Genomic DNA, 18821 nt, shown 5'->3' on the forward strand with positions numbered 1-18821 from the left:
AGGAATTCCATGACCGACCCCCGCAACGTTGCGCACGATAAGAAAGTGCAGCAAGAAAAAAAGCATCACGGCGAAGATATTGCGCCTGATGCGGAACATACGCCGCAGCCGGGCAAAAAGCCACATATCAAGCACGAGGAAACAAAAGCAGCGCCCTCACCTGACGACGAAGGATCTTAAGGAGCCCTTTATGATCAAGGAATCCCGCTCCGCCCGTGAGATCCAGCAAATAATCAACTCGAATCTCGAAACTGCTGGACTTGGCGAGACGTATCGGGTTGGTTTGCCCGCGCGCCTGGACCCGCCGGCGCCCGACGGACAGAATTGGCATTTTATTGATGTGCTGACTGGTGGCATCAAAGAGATGACAACGGTCACGGCAGTTCTTTCGGACGCGCGCGATCAGTACGTGATGCACGACGACTGACCCAACCGATGAAGCTAGACCGGCAAAGGTGTCGTAGTCGGATCAAAATCCGCCCACTCACCTTGCTGCCACTTTCCGGATGCTCGCTCAACGTCCATGGGGCCCTGCGCCTTCAACCGAGAAGCGGCGCGCTGCGCAGTTTCTTCGGAAACATGGACGGCAAGCAATACGCCAGCGTGTCGAGCGCGTTCCTCCGTGTCCACGGGGCTGACTGCGCCCTGTTTAGACTTTCGTGTGTGCGACATCGCGCCGGCCAGAGAACCAATATACGCACCGATTCCAGCACCGACGAACATGGTTACCCAGTGGGTTTTGAATCCGACAAAGATTGCGAACCCCACGGCACCACCAAAAAGGCTCCGGCGACGATGCCTTTCCATTCGCCCTCATGCGCGACTTTTGCGCCGCGATCGCTCATCGCGTCGCCCCCGATGGGGGTCCGGGAATGCTGACCTTGCGGGGAGACATAGACAACCGACAAGTCTTCCTCTGTAATTCCAGTTTCCAAAAGGCGCTGAAGCGCACCCTCTGCTCTTTCGAACGTATCAAATCGACCAGCAATAATCAAAGACATATACAGATCCAAGTGAGGTTATGCGTTAAGACGCGGCGCAAATGTTCGTCGCATTCCGTATGCCTAAGAATTTTTTGGGTGATCCAGCTACTATTTTTGACGGGTCCCGATAAGCGTCCTGCTATCGAGCGCCCTTGACGCCAGTAGGAAGGTCCTTTCTCTCGGGATGTCTCAGAGATTGGCGAAGGTTGCTTACGCGCACGCGCTGCTGATGAACAAAAAAAGCGGCCCGTCGGGCGCGCTCCCTGCTTCAGGTGAATCTGGTTACAGGTTATAGCTTTCATTTACTCAGCCAGCGAAGATCCCACAATTACTCGCTGGCACTCGGGGCGGAAATGAATCCATTTACTCTATTCAGTGTGGCAAACCATGCGCTGTGGTGGTTTGCCACTCCCGACACGGCTGGAGCCGAAGCTCGGCCCGCCATTGAGCCCCCGGTAAGCGTCGCCACGCCTATCGCGCTCGAAAACTCCTTGGCGACGCTTCCTGTTTTGCTGGACTCTACAACGAACGAACAGGGCGACTCATATGCGCGCCTAGACACTGCAGGCCCAAAATGGTCATGGGAACGCGTCGTCTTTGAAGAGCAGACCTACCACTTCAAGCTTTTCGTGCCCGACCAGGCGCGTGAACGCGCACTTCCGCTGATCGTCATGCTTCATGGCGCGCAGCAAGACCCCGACGACTTTGCCGCTGGTACGCAGATGAACGCCGAGGCAGCCTCCGGAGGCTACATCGTGTTGTATCCCGAACAATCCGAAAGCGCTAATCCGATGCGCTGCTGGAATTGGTTTCGACCGGGCGACCAACAACGTGAATCGGGTGAAGCTGCCATGATCGCGGCGATGACCCGACATGTCATCGCGCTGTACAACGTCGATGAATCACGTGTCTATGTAGCCGGTTTATCAGCGGGCGGCGCGATGGCAGTCAACCTCGCGGTGACTCAGCCGGATCTCTTTGCTGCCGCCGCCTTTCACTCAGGCATGGCGTACGGAGTGGCAAATGAGCCATTTGCCGCGTTGTGCGCCATGAACGACGGGAAAGGAAAGATTTGCGTTCCGGTTGATAGGCCCTATGCAAGCGCACGTGCCGTCCCGTTCATCGTCTTTCATGGCGATGCCGACGACACGGTGCATCCTCGTAACGGCGACCAAATCGTTGCAATGAGCGCAATGCTTTCGGGTGATCCCGACGATTGTCGAGACGGCCAAGTCGCGACTTACGTGATTGACACTTGCGGGAGTAAAAGCCATACACGACACATTCACCACGATCATGCAGGCCTGTTGATTGGCGAACAATGGGTCGTGCACGGTTTGAAGCATGCTTGGTCCGGCGGCCATCCAGATGGCACCTATACGGACGCTCAAGGTCCGAGCGCCACAAAAGAGATCGTTCGCTTCTTTGCGCAACATTCGTTGAAGCTGCGGGGCCGCGAGAGCAAGCACGCTTAGAGGGATCAATGTGGCCGCAGCATTTAAAGGTAGCGGCACAACCCTTGCACCTACAACGTTGTTCCCATGTCGTGGCACACAACTCAGCCAACCGATTGTTGGTCATTTTCGCACCTTCCACGACGGCCCACTTTCGGCCGCCCCAGCCAGCGCAATTGTCGCGCTGAGGCGTGCAGGAACATGCTGCCAACGATGCGTACGCGTCTTCCCGGCCCCTGCGAGATCACCCAACTCAACCGGACGAATGCGACTGTCCTTCGCGGGACGACGATCGCACTCGAGACGGATAAGGACGTTACTATGTTCATACACAATAAGCGCATGCAATACACGGTCCGCGTTGCGGCTCCCAATCCCGGGCTTGCCAATTTGCTTCTTGAGCAATTTGGCGGCCCACAGGGCGAACTGGCCGCTGCGTGCCGCTATTTCACGCAGGCAGTATCAGAAGAAGATCCGGGCCGTAAGGACTTACTTTTCGATATCGCGACTGAAGAATTGAGTCATCTTGAAATCATTGGCTCGATCGTGGCAATGTTGAACAAGGGAACAAAGGGGCAGCTCGCCGAAGCGGTGGAAACAGAAGCCGAATTGTATCGTTCGATGACCGGTCATGGGAATGGCTCACACACAACCGCTTTATCGTATGGCGGCGGACCTGCTCTAACCAATTCCGCTGGCGTGCCTTGGACCGCCGCATATATCGACACGATCGGCGACCCCACCGCGGATCTGCGCTCGAATATCGCTGCCGAGGCGCGCGCGAAGATTTTTTATGAGCGGCTTATCAATGTGACCGACGACATAGGCGTCAAGGACACCCTCAACTTTCTAATGACGCGTGAAATCGCGCATTAGAAATCCTTCGAAAAAGCATTACATTCAATCCCGCCAAACTTCCCCCAAGGCAAGTTGCCGGGCATGCCGGAATTCACGAGCGTCTACTTCAATATGTCGAAGGGTGGTGATATGCGTGGTTCGTGGAATGAAGGCGGTGACTGGGAGAATGTCGAGGATCCGCAGCCGGCCGTTGATGGTGGCGACGGTACGGCGACCGTGAACGTCTCAGACCAGTAACTTCAGGTTCTTTAAACTATGGCCACGCGCACTGCATCGGACCCGTCGGCGGAGCCGACCACAGGTGCTGAGTTGGGTGCGGATATGGCTACACAAGCCACGCAATGACACTTTAAGCCTTCTCCTATAAGTTAGAAGCCGACTGCGCAGCAACAGCGCGGCTGGTGAAAGAGTGGTCAGCATGCTGAAGTTTTTGGGTTGGCCAACTGTACACCGATAGGAAAATTGCGGCTCATCGCAACCCAGTCAACCTACTCGGGGTTTGCCTGTCGTGATTGGCGCTTAAACGGCCTAGTCGAACTCGCGCAAATTCAGCGCGGTCGATGCACGATCTACTAAATTTTGAACAGGAGTGGATATGACGATTCAGGCTGCTTACGGTGGAAATGGCTCCGATCAACACACGAAGGCTGAGGCAGACGCCGAGAATGAGGCAGCCCAAGGGCTTGAAAACGGCGATAAAGATAAAATTGATAGGACCCTTGAAGAACTGAATGTCTCGAAGACGGAATCCGGGCAAGACCAGTCGCAAGACGAGGACACTGAACGCTCGAACTCTTCAAGCAAAAATCTTGATAAGCAGGGCGACTGAGCCTTTTGGCTGGCGGTCGGGATTTCCGTCTGCGTCTGCGCTTTGGTGGATCTCTTGCGCATGCTCGTACGTGCGGCCGCTCATGTCGGGTCCAACCTGAGTGGCTTCTCATGGTCGGACTCGGCCACTGGCTCGAGGCTGACCTGACTCACTATCGTGCTTCGAACGCTTGTTTCATCTGGCGAGCGTCTGCGCGAGCGGACAATCGAGCGCTGACGAAGACGCTTCTCACTCCTTCTTCCGCGACCTATAGTTCTGTCGTGCGCCAACGATCCGTACGATTTCTATGATGCCCTTTCGTTTGAATATTCGGTACACCAACACGTAATTTTCCGCCAAGACCATCTCACGCGTCCCACGTATTCGACCAATGCGGTAAAGCTCGGGATGGTCGGGTAGGGCGTCGGTTTTTACTTCGATCTCGTCATCCATCTCGAGCGCAGCGGTGGGTTTGTCCTCTGCGATGTAGTCAAAAAGCTTAATGCGGTCCTCATGGGCTCGAGCGCGCCACTCGACGATCAAGACTTAGCCCCGCTGGCAGCGAGCCGCTTGCGTAAGGCGGCCTTCTTCTCCGCCATCTCCTCGTGCACTTGGGCATGCGATAGATTCGGTCGCGGATCGTCCAGCGATTCCTTGACCTGCTCGCGGAACCACTTTTCGTAGGCGGCAGCGTTCGAATGCGTTTGCTTCATCGCCTCCGCACGATCGGGCCGGCTCGCTCGCTCGCGTTCAGCCTCGGCGGGGCGCCACGCTTCAAGCGAGAAGCGTCCGTTTTCCAAGCCGAGATCCCGAATCACCTCGAGTGCCTTGATCGGATTGCGGAAGGCGCGCGGTCGGCGATTGTTCGAGGTAACGAGCACAGCGGTGCCGGCATTGCGGGTCTCCAGCTCGATAAAGAATTGACCGCCGTCGGCCCGCAGGATGGCGTTGAGCACGCCACCGGCTTGAGCTGCGGCGGTGGCCTGGGAGACGTCGAGGGTTTTCATCGTGCGCCTTTTTGATGAGATTTTCACGATTAATAGTAACACGTGGCGAGATCGAAGGTAACGAGTACCCGCATTTAGTCATAACGCCGCCTCATGCTGGCCAGCCAACCAGCTGTCAGGAAGAGCTCTTTCTCAGTTGGGCCGGCTTCCGCGAGCTGCAAAAGTCGACCGCTTTCTGCCGTTGAACTGGAGTAAAGAACGGTCATACAAACATAGGATCCGATCCCTTAACGAACATTCGGCTCATTACGAAACTTCGAAATAGATCACAGCGTGGACTGGGCAATACCGGCGTTACTCAGGTTACACGCACGAAATCTCTCTCAGCGAAGAACCACGTCGACATCGTCCGCGCCAGCTCGAGCACGGCCTCCGCGTCGGTTCGGCCGGAGGACGCGCGCACATGGAACGAGTGATCTGGGTCGTCTACCACATGCAGCTTGACACGTGGCCCCAGCGTCTCGACCACCGACTTCAGCAGGTGAAGCTCGGCCAGTTTATCGCGCGTGCCCTGCAGAAAAAGAATCGGCACTGTGACGTCCGACAGATGGCGTGCCCGCTCTACGTTGGGCGCGCCCGCCGGATGCAGCGGGAACGCGACAAAAGCGAGGCCACGCACGCCGTCGAGCGGCGAGATCGCCTGGGCCTGGGACGTCATGCGGCCGCCGAACGATCTGCCGCCCGCGAAGAGCGGCAGAGCTGGCAACCGCCGGCGGGCCTCTGCCGCGGCTGCCAGCACAGCAGCATGTGCAACGGCGGGCGAGTCCACTCGCTTCGAACCCCGCTCCATGTACGGAAACTGATAGCGCAATGTGGCGACATTGACCGCAGCAAGCGCCTCGGCCAATGACGACATTCCGGCGTGCCGCATGCCTCCGGATATTGTTGTCAGTTCGACGTGTTCAATAACGAAGCGGCCCGCATCGTTCAATCGGGCGAGCTCGGGCGGGCACGAATCATCGAAGCGACCAATACGCAAGTGCAGGTCTCAGGTGAGCAATGGCGACATCGAGCAGCGCTTGCGGGCAGCGGGGCCTTGCCTGATATCAGCTTGTATTGTCTGAGTGGCGCCCGATACATACTTGGTGAAGAACCGGTTGAGGTCTACGCACAGATCATCAATTCTGCGGGTGACCCGAGATATAGCGAGATCGAAGAGACCGCGGCTTTCATGCTTCAAATTCAGTCGGGTGCAATTGCCAACAAGTAACGAGCTATGGCGCCCATGAGTCGAAGGACATGCGAATACGGCTCGAAAACTGCTGGATCGACGTGGAAAATGCTTTCGCCTACAAGGGACAGCGAATGCGCGTCGCACAGCGTCGAGGCGATATCGAAGCGATCGAAGAATTGCGCCTCGAGTTCAAGGATCAGTTCACGATGGAGATCGACCATTTCGCGGAGTGCATCCGATGCGACGTGGCTCCATCAACGTCGGGCGAAGAGGGTCTTAAAGATCTTGTTTTGATGGCTGCAATTTACCGTTCAGCGCGAGAAGGTAGGCCTACAGACTGAACGACTAATAATTGCGACCGGAAACCTCGAAGCCATAGCGCGGGGCGCCAGTGAGAATGTGGCCACGGAGCCGTGGTATGGATTTCCCTCCTGCTTTCGGACACGGTCTTGCTCTTGAGTTGGTGAATAGGTCGTGCGCGTTAATTGACGCGACGAGCAATTTTCCAGGGCGCTGTGCGAATGCCTTCGTCGTCGCGCTGAAACGCTATCACCCGATTGCCCAAGGCCGTCGCTGGATCGAGCGCAGGGCAAGAAGGCCACGCACTCGCGCCTCATGATTTTCACGAAACTTTTGGCGATTGCCTGCTTCTATCGAGAAAACGTGACTCGCGAACGTCTCGTTGAATCTCGGTGCTTGCTCAGACTTGAAGCAATGAAAGCCCAGCGCATTAGCGGCTGAGCAAGCCATCGGTTCTCGACCGGTGGCGGAGGTTCTTAAAAACAAACTGGCCGTCCGTCGGTCTCGACAGCGAAGGATTCTTGACGACACACACCAAGAGTGATGTCGGCCTGAAGCCAGCACTCAGACAAGCTAATATCCGAGATCCAAACTCAGATTTACAAAGCCTCAGCTCAGTAGCGATGTACCGTGTGTTCGTCCGATCCACGGGCGAACATGGATCCAAGGCATGACGTCCTCACATAGAACAACAAGCCGTGCCAGACGATGCAACAGAACGGGAACGCCTTGCGCGAATTGAGCTGCATATCGCGCATACTGCAGAGCGCATTGCAGAGCTATTGGCAGAGATCGATTTGCTCACGTCAATAGAAGCGCAAGCGCTTCGCGGAGAAAAGATGCTTTTGGAATCATTGTTTGAGCGCCGACAGGTTATTCTCGCCAGCTGACGTGCAAAGCACGACCGGTCGCGTTCCCAAACGTTGGGGGGGCCCATGACAAACAGTACAGGTGACGGACGCAGTCTCGAAGCGGTAAAGCAACGCATTGCTGAGGTTGAGGTGTCGATCGTAGCGTTTCAAAGGCTGTTGGATCAGGGTACTTTTCCCGCGACAGATGCGGTGCATTTGGCGCGCGCGGAAACGCTTCTCAAAGAGCTCTACGCTCAACAGCAGGTCATCCTTGAACGTTGGCATGCGGAGCCTAATTCATCACTTTAATCCGCATCACACGGACAGTCGCATCCTAAAAAATGTTTGAGATTGTTGTGACGGATGATTGGGTAGCAGCCCCAGACACTTGCCGCGTGGTGCCAATGAACCTCGTGACGTCGCCTCGCCATCTCGGCGGCAATCCTTGGAAGGGGGCCAATGATCCGGTCGTGTTTAAGCGCGCCAGTGCGATGAAGATCGAGCGCGCGTTGCCGGCCGCGCTGTGGCGTAAGTTGCGTGATGAACTGGATACGCGATCTACCAGTGAGGGAGCGGTACAGTGGCGAGCGGTGCGGGCGGCGATCCTGTTGATGGGTGACTCAGGTCTGCGGCGTGAGGAAGCGGCGATTGCTCGACGTGAAAACTTGAGCCCGTCATCCTACGGGACACTCGTGCGGCCGGTGTGGGAGCTGACAATCGTCGGCAAGGGACGGCGTGAGCGCACAGTACCAGTGAGCGGCGCCACGCTCGAAGCGCTGCGCGCTCACTGGACCGACCGGCAAAAAGCATTCGATGATTCGGTTTTGAGCGAAAGGCCAGGTGGGCCGCTGCTCGCGCCAGTCATCATTCCGTGGACCGACGCGTCACGGCGGCGGCACCGGCAGAGCCAGAACACTGACGCTCTCAAAGTCGAGCCTGAGGTTTCACCGGGGGAGAAGGAAGCGGGGTACACCGCCGATGGTCTAAACCGGCTGATCGGACGGATGTTGAACGATCTGGTCGAGAAGATGCATGGGTTGGCATGGGTTGGCCTGGATTATCGGATGCGGCTCGGCCAGGCGAATGCCCACGCGTTTCGGCACACGTTCGGCACGCAGTCGGTTGCCGATGAAGTGCCGGTGGGTGTCGTGCAGTAGGTTCTAGGACACGCGTCGCTCCAGACAACTACGATCTACGTCTAGGCGGAAAAGCCGCGGGTGGTCGAGAAGGTTGCCCGCTACTACGCACGACGCACGCAGGGCGACTTGGTTCGTGACAGAGAGGACCATTAAGTCCGGCAGCACCTCCATAATTCTTCCAAGAGTGTTGCGAAATACCAAATCTTGGTATCATTGATCTTCTTGGAGTCGATATCATGAGCAAGAATACATCTGTCTCGCTCGGCGACCACTTCGCCGAATTTGTCGAAAACCGCGTGCGTGTGGGCCGATACAACACCGCAAGCGACGTAGTTCGCGCCGGTCTGCGCCTGCTCGAAGAGCAAGAGGCGAAACTTGATGTCCTGCGCGCCGAACTCCAGCGTGGTGAACAGTCTGGACCGTCCAAGCCGTTCGACTTTGATGCCTTCATTGAACGAAAGCGGAAGTTGGCGACGTGAGAAATTTTGTTCTATCGCCTTTAGCAGAGTTAGATCTTGACGACGTTTGGGACTATTCGGCCGAACACTGGGGTTTGAGCCAGGCCGAGCGGTACGTCCGGATGATTCAAGACACAATCATTGGATTGGCGAAAGGCACACAACCAAGTCAGTCGGTTTCGCATATACGTGCCGATTACCGCCGCGTGCTTGTCGGATCACACGTACTGTTTTTCAAGGAAACAGACGAGCTGATTGATGTCATCCGTATCCTTCATCAGCGCATGGATCCGTCTCAGCACCTGAGCGCGCACTAGCCTAAGTCGAGCTGCTGTTAGCCCAAAGCCAATCCCGACCCCCACACGTCGAGTTTTCACGGATCACACGATGTCGTTTTTTATGTACTTGGAAATGCCAGCCTTCAAATTGGTCTGCGCAACGGCGCGAACGGAGGAGTTTGAACTTCGTTCATCGGCGAACTAATAAACTAATACCCACTGCTTTCCAGAACTCAGAATAGTCGCTCGTCGGTCTCATCCCGGCCATCAAGGGCCGTTCGCGCCGTGACGTCGAGTGACCAAAGTTTGTCGCATACCGGCCCTGTGGCCCTGCTCATCAAAGCGGCTCCCGCAAGCGCGATGAGGCTAGGAATGCGAGTTCGAGATACCGCATGACCTGCCTGATACATGCGGCCGCCACCAGCCGCACGCTCTCATCTTGGGGTCGAGGGATTCTTCCGACTGGTAGCCCCGAGCGATGAAATAGCGGTGAACGAGCTTCCATCGTGAAGCCGACGCTAGCCTGGCGCATCCTTCACTGCGTCGCTGGAATCTGCTGAACTACCGCGCGAGAGTTATCGCCGGACGGGCAGGAAAATCACGTCGTGGCTGCGCCGTCACCGGGCCATCCAAGCGCAAGTATCCGTTCAAGCGGCGGGTCGTAGTTCCAACAGTGACTATGCACATTCTTCTCGATATCAGCCGCGATACGCTCGATCGCCAACCAGTGCTCCCGTAGGATCGTAAGGGCATAGTCCTCGCATTGCTGCCAGAAGGGGTGTCGCTCCCAACTGTCGGACTGGGCGAACTCATGGTCTTCCCCCTCCGCGATTCGCCGGTTCAGGTGGAGCACAAACAATTCACGCGCCTTGCCCATGTCGTTGGCAGCGTTGTCCTCGCGAATCTCGACCAAGCGTCGCGCATTGACGGTGCTGCCATCGAAAGCCTGCGCCAGACCGCCCGCGAGTAGAACGGCGATCCGCGCACGGAGGTAGTTCTCGAGGTCCGTATCGTTGGCGATCGGAGAAATAGTACCGATGTGCGCGTGGCCCGAGTGGAGCTCAAGTCGCGGATGATCACGGCGAATCGTCAGGCCCAGCACCGCAAATCCTAGTTGCTTCGCCACGGCAAAGTGTCCGGCTTCATGGAGAGCCACGCCCCGCTTCGACCGGTTCTTGGTCTGAAGTGCCTGGTCGATGCCTAAGTTCTTCATGTGTGTGCCCAATTGGTGCCGCCGGAGTGCGTGCCCCGAGGCGTGGCCGGCTTAAATCGAATAGGCGTTCAGCGAGGCGAGGTCGATCGCGCGAAAACGCGTCTTCGCGACCGGACCGAGGGCCAGAGCCGCGTGCACGTATGTGTCGAACCAGTTCAGCACGTCGACCACCACTGCGGCACACGCGGCCTTGTCCGGCCCTGCAAAACGCGAGCCGATCAGCCGCCCGTCGTGCACGAGCTCGTTACGCATGTCCTTGAAGTTCGGGCCTAGCGCAGTGATGCCCATGCGGGTCGCGGCATCCGTGAGACCGCGATAGAATTTCAAATCATCCTTGCCCTGCTTCGTCGCCTCGGTCGCGACGACGACCTGAAGCAACGTTGTCGCGCTCAGGTACAGGTCCTCCATCGACCAACAGCCCAGCGAATCGAGCCAGTGGTGTACGAGCAGCAATGCCTTCTCGGTCTGCCCGGCCGCCGGCCATGCGCGTACAAAGGCCTCCACAAGATGGACGAATTCGCTGAGGGTGTTGACCACGGGGGACGGTGCGCCCAGCCCGCGGGCGCGGGGCCAGTGCTCCGATGGCTGGACAAGGGCTGGCCCGCCATTTCTCGTGGCGCGCTCGCTCGTGACGCTCAGGCCGGTGGCGTAAGTCGCCGCGAGCAGGATCGGCGTCACCTCGGTTTCGATGCGGTGGAAATCGTCTGCGCCGGCGGTGTCCTGCAGGAAATAGGTCTCGGCGACAGGCGGCATCGTCGGACGCGCAGCGGTTGCACCCCGGATGGCTGCGCTGTGCTTCGCGAACCCGGGCACCTGCACGAATTGCCAGCCACCGTGCGGAGTGGCGACGCTCACGTTCTGCGGGTCGCCAGGCATGAGCAGGTTTGTGATCCAGAAATTCATGTTCAGCACGGTGGTCTCTCCTCGATAACGTTGCGTGACGACGTCACGCGCAGTGGGCAAGTTTGTCAGCCTGTCTTTTCGCAAGCGGAACGTATATGTGGAGGCGGCATGGTTGATTTAAAGGGCTGGATCATATGATTTAGCGGGAGTAGCGAAGCCGCACAGCAATAATCACAAATTTTCACGAGTAGCAGTTGTTTCAGCACGAGGTGAGTTCGCAAGAAATTCCTTTAATTCCGAAAGGATGAGCCATGAAGAAACCGCGGGAAGAGTCCCAAATTCTTGAGGACCTTGCCACGCTAACTGCGTCGTCTGGATACGTTCACGTGGTCGCGTACATCTGTAATCGCGACAACGTTATCCATGTGGAGGGCGATCTGAAATCGTCCGACATGGACAGATTGTTCAGTAGCGAGCGGCTGATTCGGACGGAATTGACAACGCTCATAGGCTTAATGGCCAAGAGGCCGTTGGACTTGTCTCCGCTGCCGTCTGATGTGGTCGAGAGCTACGTCGAACGCACCGACGCGCTTATGCTAGAGCTTCACAATGCGATGTCCTATCCGATGTTTTCGGCGATGTTTGAAGCGATGAAGGATGGGACTGAACTGCCAGACCCGTGGCACGGCCCGGGGATACGAGAGCCCATCTTTTATGGTACCGAGTCGGCCTACGCCTTTCAGTACAGGGACCTTGTGCCCGAGAAGTACGGGGCCGATGACGACTGGATGCTCAAAGCAAAGGGCTTTACCTCTGGTCAAGCGAGGACCATCGCCAAGACGATGTGTACGCTGATGGACGAAAAGGGAACGCGGCTCTTCGCGGAGGCAAGAGCTACCAAGATCCAGCCGGAGACTTGGCTGCCTGCATTCGAGTTCTCTTTGGATGAAGTGGCATTCCGCAGTGGACTTGCGCGGGATGTCGCTGAAGCGTTCTTCCAAGCTTTCCTCTATACAGGCGGCAACGCTTCGTTCCAAGAAGTAGGTGACTTCAATGAGGTCACCGCCTGGCCGCTACTTCCGACCGATCGTGAGACAGTTTTACTTTTCTCGCATTACGCCATCTACGAAGCGCTGTATGAGTCTCCATTCTTCTGGATGTGGGACGATAAGCCCTACCGCCCGACGGCCGCCAAGCACCGCGGCGCCTTCACCGAGCAGTTCGCTGCGCGCCGACTAGCCGGGGTTTTCGGCCACGAGCACGTCTATACAAATGTGAATCTGCATCGCGGCAAGGACATCGTGAGTGAGGCTGATGTTATGGTCATTTACGCAGACCGACTCATCATCGTGCAGGCGAAGGCGAAGAAGCTCACCATCGCGGCGCGAAAGGGAAACGACAACCAGTTGAAGGCGGACTTCGCTGCCGCCATCCAAGATTCCTACAATCAGGGTTGGACTTGCGCCAATGAGATTCTCGCTGGTGGATGTCGGTTAGTGGACGACAAAGAGAAAGAAATCGGCTTGCCCGCGAGCATCAAAGAGGTCTTCCTGTTCAGCCTCGTGTCGGAACACTATCCGGCTCTGGCCTTTCAGGCGAGCCAGTTCCTGAAATTCCAGACCACCAATGTTATCCGGCCGCCATTCGTAATGGACGTGTTCTTTCTCGACACGCTGACGGAGATGCTGACGGCGCCGCTGCGACTCCTGAGCTATGTCAAGCTGCGTGTGGGCGTCTCGGACAAGCTGATGAGTGGGCACGAGTTGACTGTGCTGGGCTACCACCTGAAGCAGAATCTGTGGCTGGACGAAGAGCACGACAGTGTCATACTCGAGGACTCCATCGCGCAAGACTTAGACACGGCGATGCTGGTCCGCAGGGATAACCAGCCAGGAGACGAAACGCCGGTTGGCATTCTTACCAAGATGCGCGGAACGCACTACGAGCGACTCGTCAAGGAGATCGAAAACAAGGCGGACCCGGCAACGCTAGAGCTCGGATTCCATCTGCTTTCGATGGACGAAGATTCGTGTATGAACGTCCATCGCGCGCTTGAGGCCATCACGCGGCAAACGCGGCTCGACGGGAGGCGACACGACGTGACCCTTGCATCGAGCAGCGCACCAGCGTGCGGGGTTAGTTTCCATTGCAATCCAACTCCGTCTCCCGAGGCGATTACCGTGCTGGAGACCCACTGTGCCAAACGCAAGTATCGGCAACACGCAGCGCAGTGGTTCGGAGTCTCCGTGAACCCGGATGGCAAAGTCCAGTTCGGTGTCACGTTGGACTTTCCGTGGGAGCCCTCGGAAGAGATGGACGGGTTAACCGCGGACATGAAGCCGGCGGCTCGAGTTCGCGATGTGCTTCCTCAATACATAAAAGAGGTCGGGCGCGTAAAACTCGGGAGAAACGAGCCGTGCCACTGTGGCAGTGGGCGCAAGTACAAGAAGTGCTGCTTGAACTAGACGAGGGTACGAGGCGTCGCGCTGTGCGCCTTATGCCGTTGCGCATCTTGCGATGTCCAGGCAACTGCCGGAGCGTTGTCAATGTCAGCGGTACGCTTGAGACCTATCATTGGACGCAGGAGATTGCTGGCCCCCGGTGACCGCAATCCAGACGAGACGGTGAACTGAGTGTGCCGTCCTCACCGACCGGAACCCGCCGCATAGCCGTCATTCAGCCGTGAATGATGATTGACAGAAAGGGGTCGATTTGAGCCGGAGGCGGACGGTCGGCCACGTTCCTCGTCGTCTGCGACGTATCGGATGGAATCCGGCCATGTGGTTATGTCGGGAATGTGCGCCAATACCTGCACGGTCCGAAGTCGGCTCTAACGGCCTAACTCGTCTGGAACGTCACCTTGAAAACCGCTCACCTCCGCATCAACGCTTCAGCTGTCGAGCTAAGTCCGTCGACCCTCTTTTAATTAACGTGATTGGCAAAATGTCGCGGGACGGTTCAACGAGTCCTCGATGTTGGATGCGCTCGATCAACCGACGCGTTGCAACGCGCGCCATCGTCTCAACAGGTTGTCGGATCGACGTGAGTTCCACTAGCGCCGAAGATGCGAGCGGCATGTCGTCGAAACCGATTACAGACAGTTCCTTGGGGACCGAGATGTCCCGCCGTCGTGCTGCGTCAAGCACACCCAGCGCGATCGTATCGTTGCCGGCAATGATGGCAGTCACAGGCAAATCGGAGTCGAACATCGAGAGCGCGTGAGCCAGCCCGGCTCCGGTCGTGTAGTCGCCCCAGCGGGCGTTGAGCGAAGTGGTAGAAAACCCTAATTCCCCCATCCGTCGCTCGATGCCAATCAACCGGTCCCGGCTGGTCGACGTATTTTCCGGGCCGAGGATCAGACCGATCCGGCGATGGCCTAGCAAAAGAAGATGCTCGACGGCCATCGCCCCGGCGCGCGCGTTATCGATCTCGACTAGATCGACATCGACGTCGTCCACTCCCCGCACGACGAGGACCATCGGCATGCCTCGTTGATGCATCTCTTGAACGAAGATCGAATCCAGCGTCGCAGTAGCGAAGATGAGGCCATCGAGATACCCATCGATAAGGGGGCGAAATGCGAACAGATTTCGCGAATCGTCCATCGAATCGATCATCAGCATCATCTGGTATCCGACCGACTTTAGCTCGTCATCTAGGCTCGTCAGAAGCTGGGTTATGAAGCTGTTATGAAGTGCACTCACCACGACGCCGACAAGCCGAGTCGCGGCCTTGCGAGGGCGGCGGCCGGTGACCGGCAACCGGAAGCCGAGACTTGCCGCCGCGTCGTGCACGGCCTGTCGCGTCTCGTCCCTGATCCCCGCGTGTCCGCTTAAAGCGCGCGAGACGGTCGATATCGAAAGCCCCACATACGTGGCGATGTCGCTTAACCGTACGCGCTCGCCCGTATTGGGCCCGTTGTGCCTGCTCGTTTCTTTCGCCCCTGCTGCATCGTGGTCCGTCATTGAGATTCCCCGATAGGGAAAGTAGTTAGCATTTGCAAACTGTTTGCACAGCGGTTTAGCGTTAAATTGGAGACATCAACCGACGTACGACCTTCTCAAACACTCGGGACCAAAGTGCCATGGATTCCAATATCGACTTCGTTTTCTGGCCCGCGCCGATCAGGCATCTGCGCTTTCGCGATCACGTCGACGCGGCGGTAGCCGGCGGCTTCTCCAGTGTGGCAATTTCTCCGATCACCTATATCGACGAGGTAGCGCGCGGACAAAGCGCGCAAGATCTTCGTGCCTACGCCGAGAATCACGGTGTTCCCGTCCGTCATCTGGACTCTCTCACGGGCTGGGCGCCGAGTGGCCGGATGGAGGGTTACGACGACGAGATGCGTGCGCGGTACATGATCTCGCTCGATGAGTCCGTCGAGATCTGCGTGTCGATGAACATAACGAGCATCCTCGCGTGCGCCGCGTTCGAAGCGAACACAGTGGCTCCGGAGATCGTCGTCGAAGGCTTTGCTGATCTGTACCGCAGGGCGCATGAACTCGGTATCTGGGTAGACCTCGAACCGATGCCATTTCTCGGTGTGCCTGATCTGCAAGCTGCGGTTGCGATTCTTGACGCTGCGGGGGCGATCCAAGCCGGAATCGTGTTGGACACGTGGCACTTTAACCGCGGCAATCCGGATCTTGCGCTGCTGCAATCGCTTGCGGCCGGCAGGGTTACCACCGTCCAGATCAGCGACGCCCTGACGAAACAGCAGGCGCCGACGATGATGGAAGACACCCTGCGATATCGGCTGTTTGCGGGAGAGGGCGAACTCCCGATCACACCCGCGCTGAAGGTACTCAGAGAGAAGGGTGGTCTGCAGCGCGTGGGCGCTGAGGTGTTCTCCGATGTCGCCGCCACGCTGACACCCAGCGAAGCCGGACGTAAGAGCGCACTGTCCGTCCGAAACGCCATGAGTCTGGCCGGATTTGACATGGACGGTACCCGCCTGTACGCGGGCTGAACCCACGTCCGCCTCAAGCGGTAATGGCATCCTTGCCTAGCGTGTCTTCGACCAGCAATGCCTTTAGCCCCTCGACGAGGATATTGGCCGTCGTGCGTAGATGCTCTGTCATCAATGCGGTAGCCGTCTCGGTATCGCGTTCGAGCGCAGCGGTCGCGATGGCCGTGTGCTCCGCGTGCACATCCCGGTCGTGTTTGTAGAGCGGAACGGATAACCGGCGATACCGCTCTCCCTGCTCGTACATCTGCGCACGAACGCGCAAAAGCCGTTCGCTGCCGCACGCGGACACGAGCGATTCATGCAGCGAATGATGAGCCTCCGACCAGGCGTCGTTGAGGCGAGTCGGGTCGTCGGGAGTTCGGTACGCCGTTCTCCCCAGTCGGTGCATGGCAGCCACAATCCGCGTTTCCCAATCGATGTTGCCGCGCGCGATGGATCTGGCAAGACAGAGCGTCTCCAAGTCAATCCGCGTCTCGGTCAAATCCTGCAGATCCTCCAGCGACACCGGCGCCACTCGGTAACCGCGTTGCGGCTCCGAAATGACTGACCCTTCGGCGGAAAGCTTCGACAGCGCTTCTCGTACGGCGGGCAGGCTGACTTCGAAGCGCTCGCAAAAGTCACTGATACGAAGTCGCGTGCCAGGGGCAAGCCGGCAACTGAGGATGTCCGCCCGCAATCCGTCGAAGACGGTCTCGGACAAGGTTTTTTTGTGGGCCATTAACGCATCCGGTTGAGAGCGCACCCCGCATTGGGCGGATACGAGACGCTCAACTACAAAAATATATTTTTCGATGAAATTGTACACCAAGCTTACGCTCGCGCACAAAGCTCGGGTTTTTCCTAATTAATGTATTGTGAAGCAAATAATATATTTTGACTCATGACATTCAATGGCACTCCGGAGACGGTCGTGAAGAAGCTACCAACGGAATTGACCAAGCACCGCCTTGCGATCGCTTCAGGTACAGCCTGTCGCGAACTTGTTGTCGCCATCCAGAGCGCGAGACTCGCACCGGGAGCCTTGCTAACGCCGGACCTGCTGTTGCAACTCGGAGCATCCGGCTTTCCCGGTCGGCAGGAGTTAGGTGACCTGATCGAGTGCGGATTGATTGAAGACGCCGGGGACGCTTTCAAGGTCGCGCCCGCAGGAATGAGCAGCATCGTGCACTTCCTTGCGTCCGCGCGTGACCGTTTGGAAATCCGTTAGGCACATCCTCCCGATGACACTGGAAAGACGAATGACCGATCCTGCCCGCGACGCTCGCTCCGTCAGCATGCTTGCCGAAGCCGCTTTAGCGCTCGGCACGCTAGCAATCGGTATTGGCGAATTCGCGTCGATGACCATTGTGCCGGCGGTCGCGGACTCAATGGCGGTGTCACTCCCCAAAGCAGGGTGGATCGTGACCGCTTATGCATTGGGTGTGGTGATCGGATCGCCTGTGCTGACATTGATCTTTCCTCGCATCGAGCGACGCAAGCTGCTGGTCGTATTCATGCTGGCTTATGCGATAGGTAATCTGCTGAGCGCCATTGCACCGAATTACGATTCGTTGCTGGCTGCTCGGATGCTTGCTGGCTTTCCACACGGTGCCTACTTTGGCGTCGCGGCCTTAGTTGCTGCCGGTCTTGTGCCCCGCCACCGGCGTGGCCGTGCAATCGCGCATGTCATGTTAGGGCTGACTGTCGCCAATATCGTCGGGGTGCCGCTTGTCAACTGGATTGGCCAGTCGCTCGGATGGCGGATCGTGTACCTGCTCGTTGCGGCCATCGCGCTAATTACTTGTGCGGCGATTCTGCTCGTCGTGCCGCGTGCGCCTTCGGACGGCTCAACTGTCATGAACGAACTCTCCGCATTTCGTAACGTGCACGTGTGGCTCACGCTCGGCATCGTCGCAGTGGGGTTCGGCGGCATGTTCGCCTTCTACACCTATCTCACGCCCATTCTGACGGGCATCACGCACGTGCCGCCGCTTGCCGTGCCCTGGTGCCTGGCTTTGCTGGGCGTTGGAATGACTATTGGCTCGCTCGTCGGCGGACGGCTCGCGGATTGGTCTCGCGACCGGACGATCGCAGGCTCGCTCTTCTTCGGTGCGGCGATGCTGGCAACCTTTGCGGTGACGAGTGCGCATCTGCCGTTAGCGCTCGCGAATATTTTCGCGATCGGCGGATTCCTCGCCATCGTGCCGGCAGTGCAGGCACGTCTCATCGACGTTGCCGGGCGTGCACAGACCTTGTCTTCCGCATTGACTCACTCGGCATTCAACGTAGCCAACGGGCTTGGCGCGTGGCTCGCCGGTATTTTCGTCGCTTCGGGGTTGCCGGTGATCGGAGTAGTGTGGATCGGCGCGGCGCTCGCCATTTGCGGCTTCATTCCGCTAGGTATTTCGATTGCCCTCGGCTTACGTAATCAGGCTTGCCCCTGTGCATCGCCATGACACGTTGGTCGAACGTTAAGTCAAGGCGACGCGAATGCGCGCCTTAACAGA

At 57.7% G+C, this 18821-nt stretch carries 24 protein-coding genes and 1 pseudogene; 16 read left to right on the forward strand and 9 right to left on the reverse strand.

The features are described 5' to 3' along the window. Nucleotides 1-9: 9 nt before the first annotated feature. Both ACZCWR_RS36005 and ACZCWR_RS36010 read left to right on the forward strand, forming a co-directional pair. Nucleotides 10-180 (forward strand): hypothetical protein, encoded by a 171-nt coding sequence (locus ACZCWR_RS36005; RefSeq protein WP_487307111.1) that lies wholly within the window; start codon nt 10-12, stop codon nt 178-180. A gap of 10 nt (nt 181-190) precedes the next feature. Next, on the forward strand, nt 191-427 hold the full coding sequence (locus ACZCWR_RS36010; RefSeq protein WP_487307112.1) for a hypothetical protein: 237 nt from the start codon (nt 191-193) through the stop codon (nt 425-427). Nucleotides 428-725: 298 nt separating this feature from the next. Here ACZCWR_RS36010 and ACZCWR_RS36015 read toward each other — a convergent pair whose 3' ends face one another. Continuing rightward, complete coding sequence (locus ACZCWR_RS36015; RefSeq protein ID WP_487307113.1) at nt 726-1001, reverse strand: hypothetical protein; 276 nt, start codon at nt 999-1001, stop codon at nt 726-728. A 335-nt stretch (nt 1002-1336) separates the two neighbouring features. On the opposite strand from ACZCWR_RS36015, the gene ACZCWR_RS36020 reads away from it, so the two are divergent. The 3 genes and pseudogenes from ACZCWR_RS36020 (at nt 1337) to ACZCWR_RS36030 (ending at nt 4124) form a co-directional block, all read left to right on the forward strand. Then, entirely contained in the window at nt 1337-2458 is a 1122-nt protein-coding gene (locus ACZCWR_RS36020; RefSeq protein WP_487307114.1) for an extracellular catalytic domain type 1 short-chain-length polyhydroxyalkanoate depolymerase, read from the forward strand. Between the two features lie 300 nt (nt 2459-2758). Continuing rightward, a pseudogene (locus ACZCWR_RS36025) lies at nt 2759-3640 on the forward strand (manganese catalase family protein). Nucleotides 3641-3890: 250 nt separating this feature from the next. Next, nucleotides 3891-4124, forward strand: coding sequence for a hypothetical protein (locus ACZCWR_RS36030; RefSeq protein WP_487307115.1), 234 nt, complete (start codon nt 3891-3893; stop codon nt 4122-4124). A 228-nt stretch (nt 4125-4352) separates the two neighbouring features. On the opposite strand, the gene ACZCWR_RS36035 is transcribed toward ACZCWR_RS36030, so the two are convergent. From ACZCWR_RS36035 to ACZCWR_RS36045, 3 genes are all read right to left on the reverse strand, one after another. Next, a complete protein-coding gene (locus ACZCWR_RS36035) occupies nt 4353-4646 on the reverse strand; it encodes a type II toxin-antitoxin system RelE/ParE family toxin (RefSeq protein ID WP_487307116.1) in 294 nt (97 codons plus the stop codon). Next, the gene (locus ACZCWR_RS36040) at nt 4643-5110 is read right to left on the reverse strand and encodes an antitoxin PaaA2 family protein (protein WP_487307117.1); all 468 of its coding nucleotides are present in this window, start codon (nt 5108-5110) and stop codon (nt 4643-4645) included. The genes ACZCWR_RS36035 and ACZCWR_RS36040 overlap by 4 nt, the downstream gene beginning before the upstream one ends. Before the next feature lie 298 nt (nt 5111-5408). Continuing rightward, complete coding sequence (locus tag ACZCWR_RS36045; RefSeq protein WP_487307242.1) at nt 5409-5981, reverse strand: alpha/beta hydrolase family protein; 573 nt, start codon at nt 5979-5981, stop codon at nt 5409-5411. A gap of 27 nt (nt 5982-6008) precedes the next feature. Between ACZCWR_RS36045 and ACZCWR_RS36050 the strand changes: the two genes are divergently transcribed. Then, nucleotides 6009-6320, forward strand: coding sequence for a Gfo/Idh/MocA family protein (locus ACZCWR_RS36050; RefSeq protein WP_487307118.1), 312 nt, complete (start codon nt 6009-6011; stop codon nt 6318-6320). Here ACZCWR_RS36050 and ACZCWR_RS36055 read toward each other — a convergent pair. After that, nucleotides 6293-6505 (reverse strand): hypothetical protein, encoded by a 213-nt coding sequence (locus tag ACZCWR_RS36055; protein WP_487307246.1) that lies wholly within the window; start codon nt 6503-6505, stop codon nt 6293-6295. The genes ACZCWR_RS36050 and ACZCWR_RS36055 overlap by 28 nt on opposite strands. Between ACZCWR_RS36055 and ACZCWR_RS36060 the strand changes: the two genes are divergently transcribed. The 6 genes from ACZCWR_RS36060 (at nt 6416) to ACZCWR_RS36085 (ending at nt 9349) form a co-directional block, all read left to right on the forward strand. Beyond that, complete coding sequence (locus tag ACZCWR_RS36060; RefSeq protein WP_487307243.1) at nt 6416-6625, forward strand: Gfo/Idh/MocA family oxidoreductase; 210 nt, start codon at nt 6416-6418, stop codon at nt 6623-6625. The two genes, ACZCWR_RS36055 and ACZCWR_RS36060, sit on opposite strands and share 90 nt — an antisense overlap. A 657-nt stretch (nt 6626-7282) precedes the next feature. Then, nucleotides 7283-7474, forward strand: coding sequence for a hypothetical protein (locus ACZCWR_RS36065; protein WP_487307119.1), 192 nt, complete (start codon nt 7283-7285; stop codon nt 7472-7474). A gap of 45 nt (nt 7475-7519) precedes the next feature. After that, complete coding sequence (locus tag ACZCWR_RS36070; protein ID WP_487307120.1) at nt 7520-7744, forward strand: hypothetical protein; 225 nt, start codon at nt 7520-7522, stop codon at nt 7742-7744. A gap of 95 nt (nt 7745-7839) precedes the next feature. Then, nucleotides 7840-8592, forward strand: a complete 753-nt coding sequence (locus ACZCWR_RS36075) for a hypothetical protein (RefSeq protein ID WP_487307121.1) — start codon at nt 7840-7842, stop codon at nt 8590-8592. Nucleotides 8593-8810: 218 nt separating this feature from the next. Next, a complete protein-coding gene (locus ACZCWR_RS36080) occupies nt 8811-9053 on the forward strand; it encodes a type II toxin-antitoxin system ParD family antitoxin (RefSeq protein WP_487307122.1) in 243 nt (80 codons plus the stop codon). Beyond that, nucleotides 9050-9349: a type II toxin-antitoxin system RelE/ParE family toxin gene (locus ACZCWR_RS36085; RefSeq protein WP_487307123.1), complete on the forward strand. Its 300-nt coding sequence runs from the start codon at nt 9050-9052 to the stop codon at nt 9347-9349. Before ACZCWR_RS36080 ends, ACZCWR_RS36085 begins: the two co-directional genes overlap by 4 nt. Before the next feature lie 559 nt (nt 9350-9908). Here ACZCWR_RS36085 and ACZCWR_RS36090 read toward each other — a convergent pair. Then, nucleotides 9909-10523 carry a hypothetical protein gene (locus tag ACZCWR_RS36090; RefSeq protein WP_487307124.1) on the reverse strand — a complete coding sequence of 205 codons (615 nt, stop codon included), beginning with the start codon at nt 10521-10523 and terminating at the stop codon, nt 9909-9911. A 51-nt stretch (nt 10524-10574) separates the two neighbouring features. Then, the gene (locus ACZCWR_RS36095) at nt 10575-11435 is read right to left on the reverse strand and encodes a hypothetical protein (RefSeq protein ID WP_487307125.1); all 861 of its coding nucleotides are present in this window, start codon (nt 11433-11435) and stop codon (nt 10575-10577) included. Nucleotides 11436-11677: 242 nt separating this feature from the next. Here ACZCWR_RS36095 and ACZCWR_RS36100 point away from each other — a divergent pair, with 242 nt between their 5' ends. Beyond that, entirely contained in the window at nt 11678-13831 is a 2154-nt protein-coding gene (locus tag ACZCWR_RS36100) for an SEC-C metal-binding domain-containing protein (RefSeq protein WP_487307126.1), read from the forward strand. Between the two features lie 417 nt (nt 13832-14248). Here ACZCWR_RS36100 and ACZCWR_RS36105 read toward each other — a convergent pair whose 3' ends face one another. After that, nucleotides 14249-15331 (reverse strand): LacI family DNA-binding transcriptional regulator, encoded by a 1083-nt coding sequence (locus ACZCWR_RS36105; RefSeq protein ID WP_487307127.1) that lies wholly within the window; start codon nt 15329-15331, stop codon nt 14249-14251. 119 nt (nt 15332-15450) lie between these two features. Here ACZCWR_RS36105 and ACZCWR_RS36110 point away from each other — a divergent pair, with 119 nt between their 5' ends. After that, a complete protein-coding gene (locus ACZCWR_RS36110) occupies nt 15451-16335 on the forward strand; it encodes a sugar phosphate isomerase/epimerase family protein (RefSeq protein ID WP_487307128.1) in 885 nt (294 codons plus the stop codon). 13 nt (nt 16336-16348) lie between these two features. Here ACZCWR_RS36110 and ACZCWR_RS36115 read toward each other — a convergent pair whose 3' ends face one another. After that, nucleotides 16349-17140 (reverse strand): GntR family transcriptional regulator, encoded by a 792-nt coding sequence (locus ACZCWR_RS36115; RefSeq protein ID WP_487307244.1) that lies wholly within the window; start codon nt 17138-17140, stop codon nt 16349-16351. 105 nt (nt 17141-17245) lie between these two features. Here ACZCWR_RS36115 and ACZCWR_RS36120 point away from each other — a divergent pair, with 105 nt between their 5' ends. After that, complete coding sequence (locus ACZCWR_RS36120; protein ID WP_487307129.1) at nt 17246-17542, forward strand: hypothetical protein; 297 nt, start codon at nt 17246-17248, stop codon at nt 17540-17542. Between the two features lie 31 nt (nt 17543-17573). Further along, the gene (locus tag ACZCWR_RS36125) at nt 17574-18770 is read left to right on the forward strand and encodes an MFS transporter (RefSeq protein WP_487307130.1); all 1197 of its coding nucleotides are present in this window, start codon (nt 17574-17576) and stop codon (nt 18768-18770) included. Nucleotides 18771-18821: the final 51 nt, after the last annotated feature.

It is taken from the genome of Caballeronia sp. A2-2, from assembly GCF_057612605.2.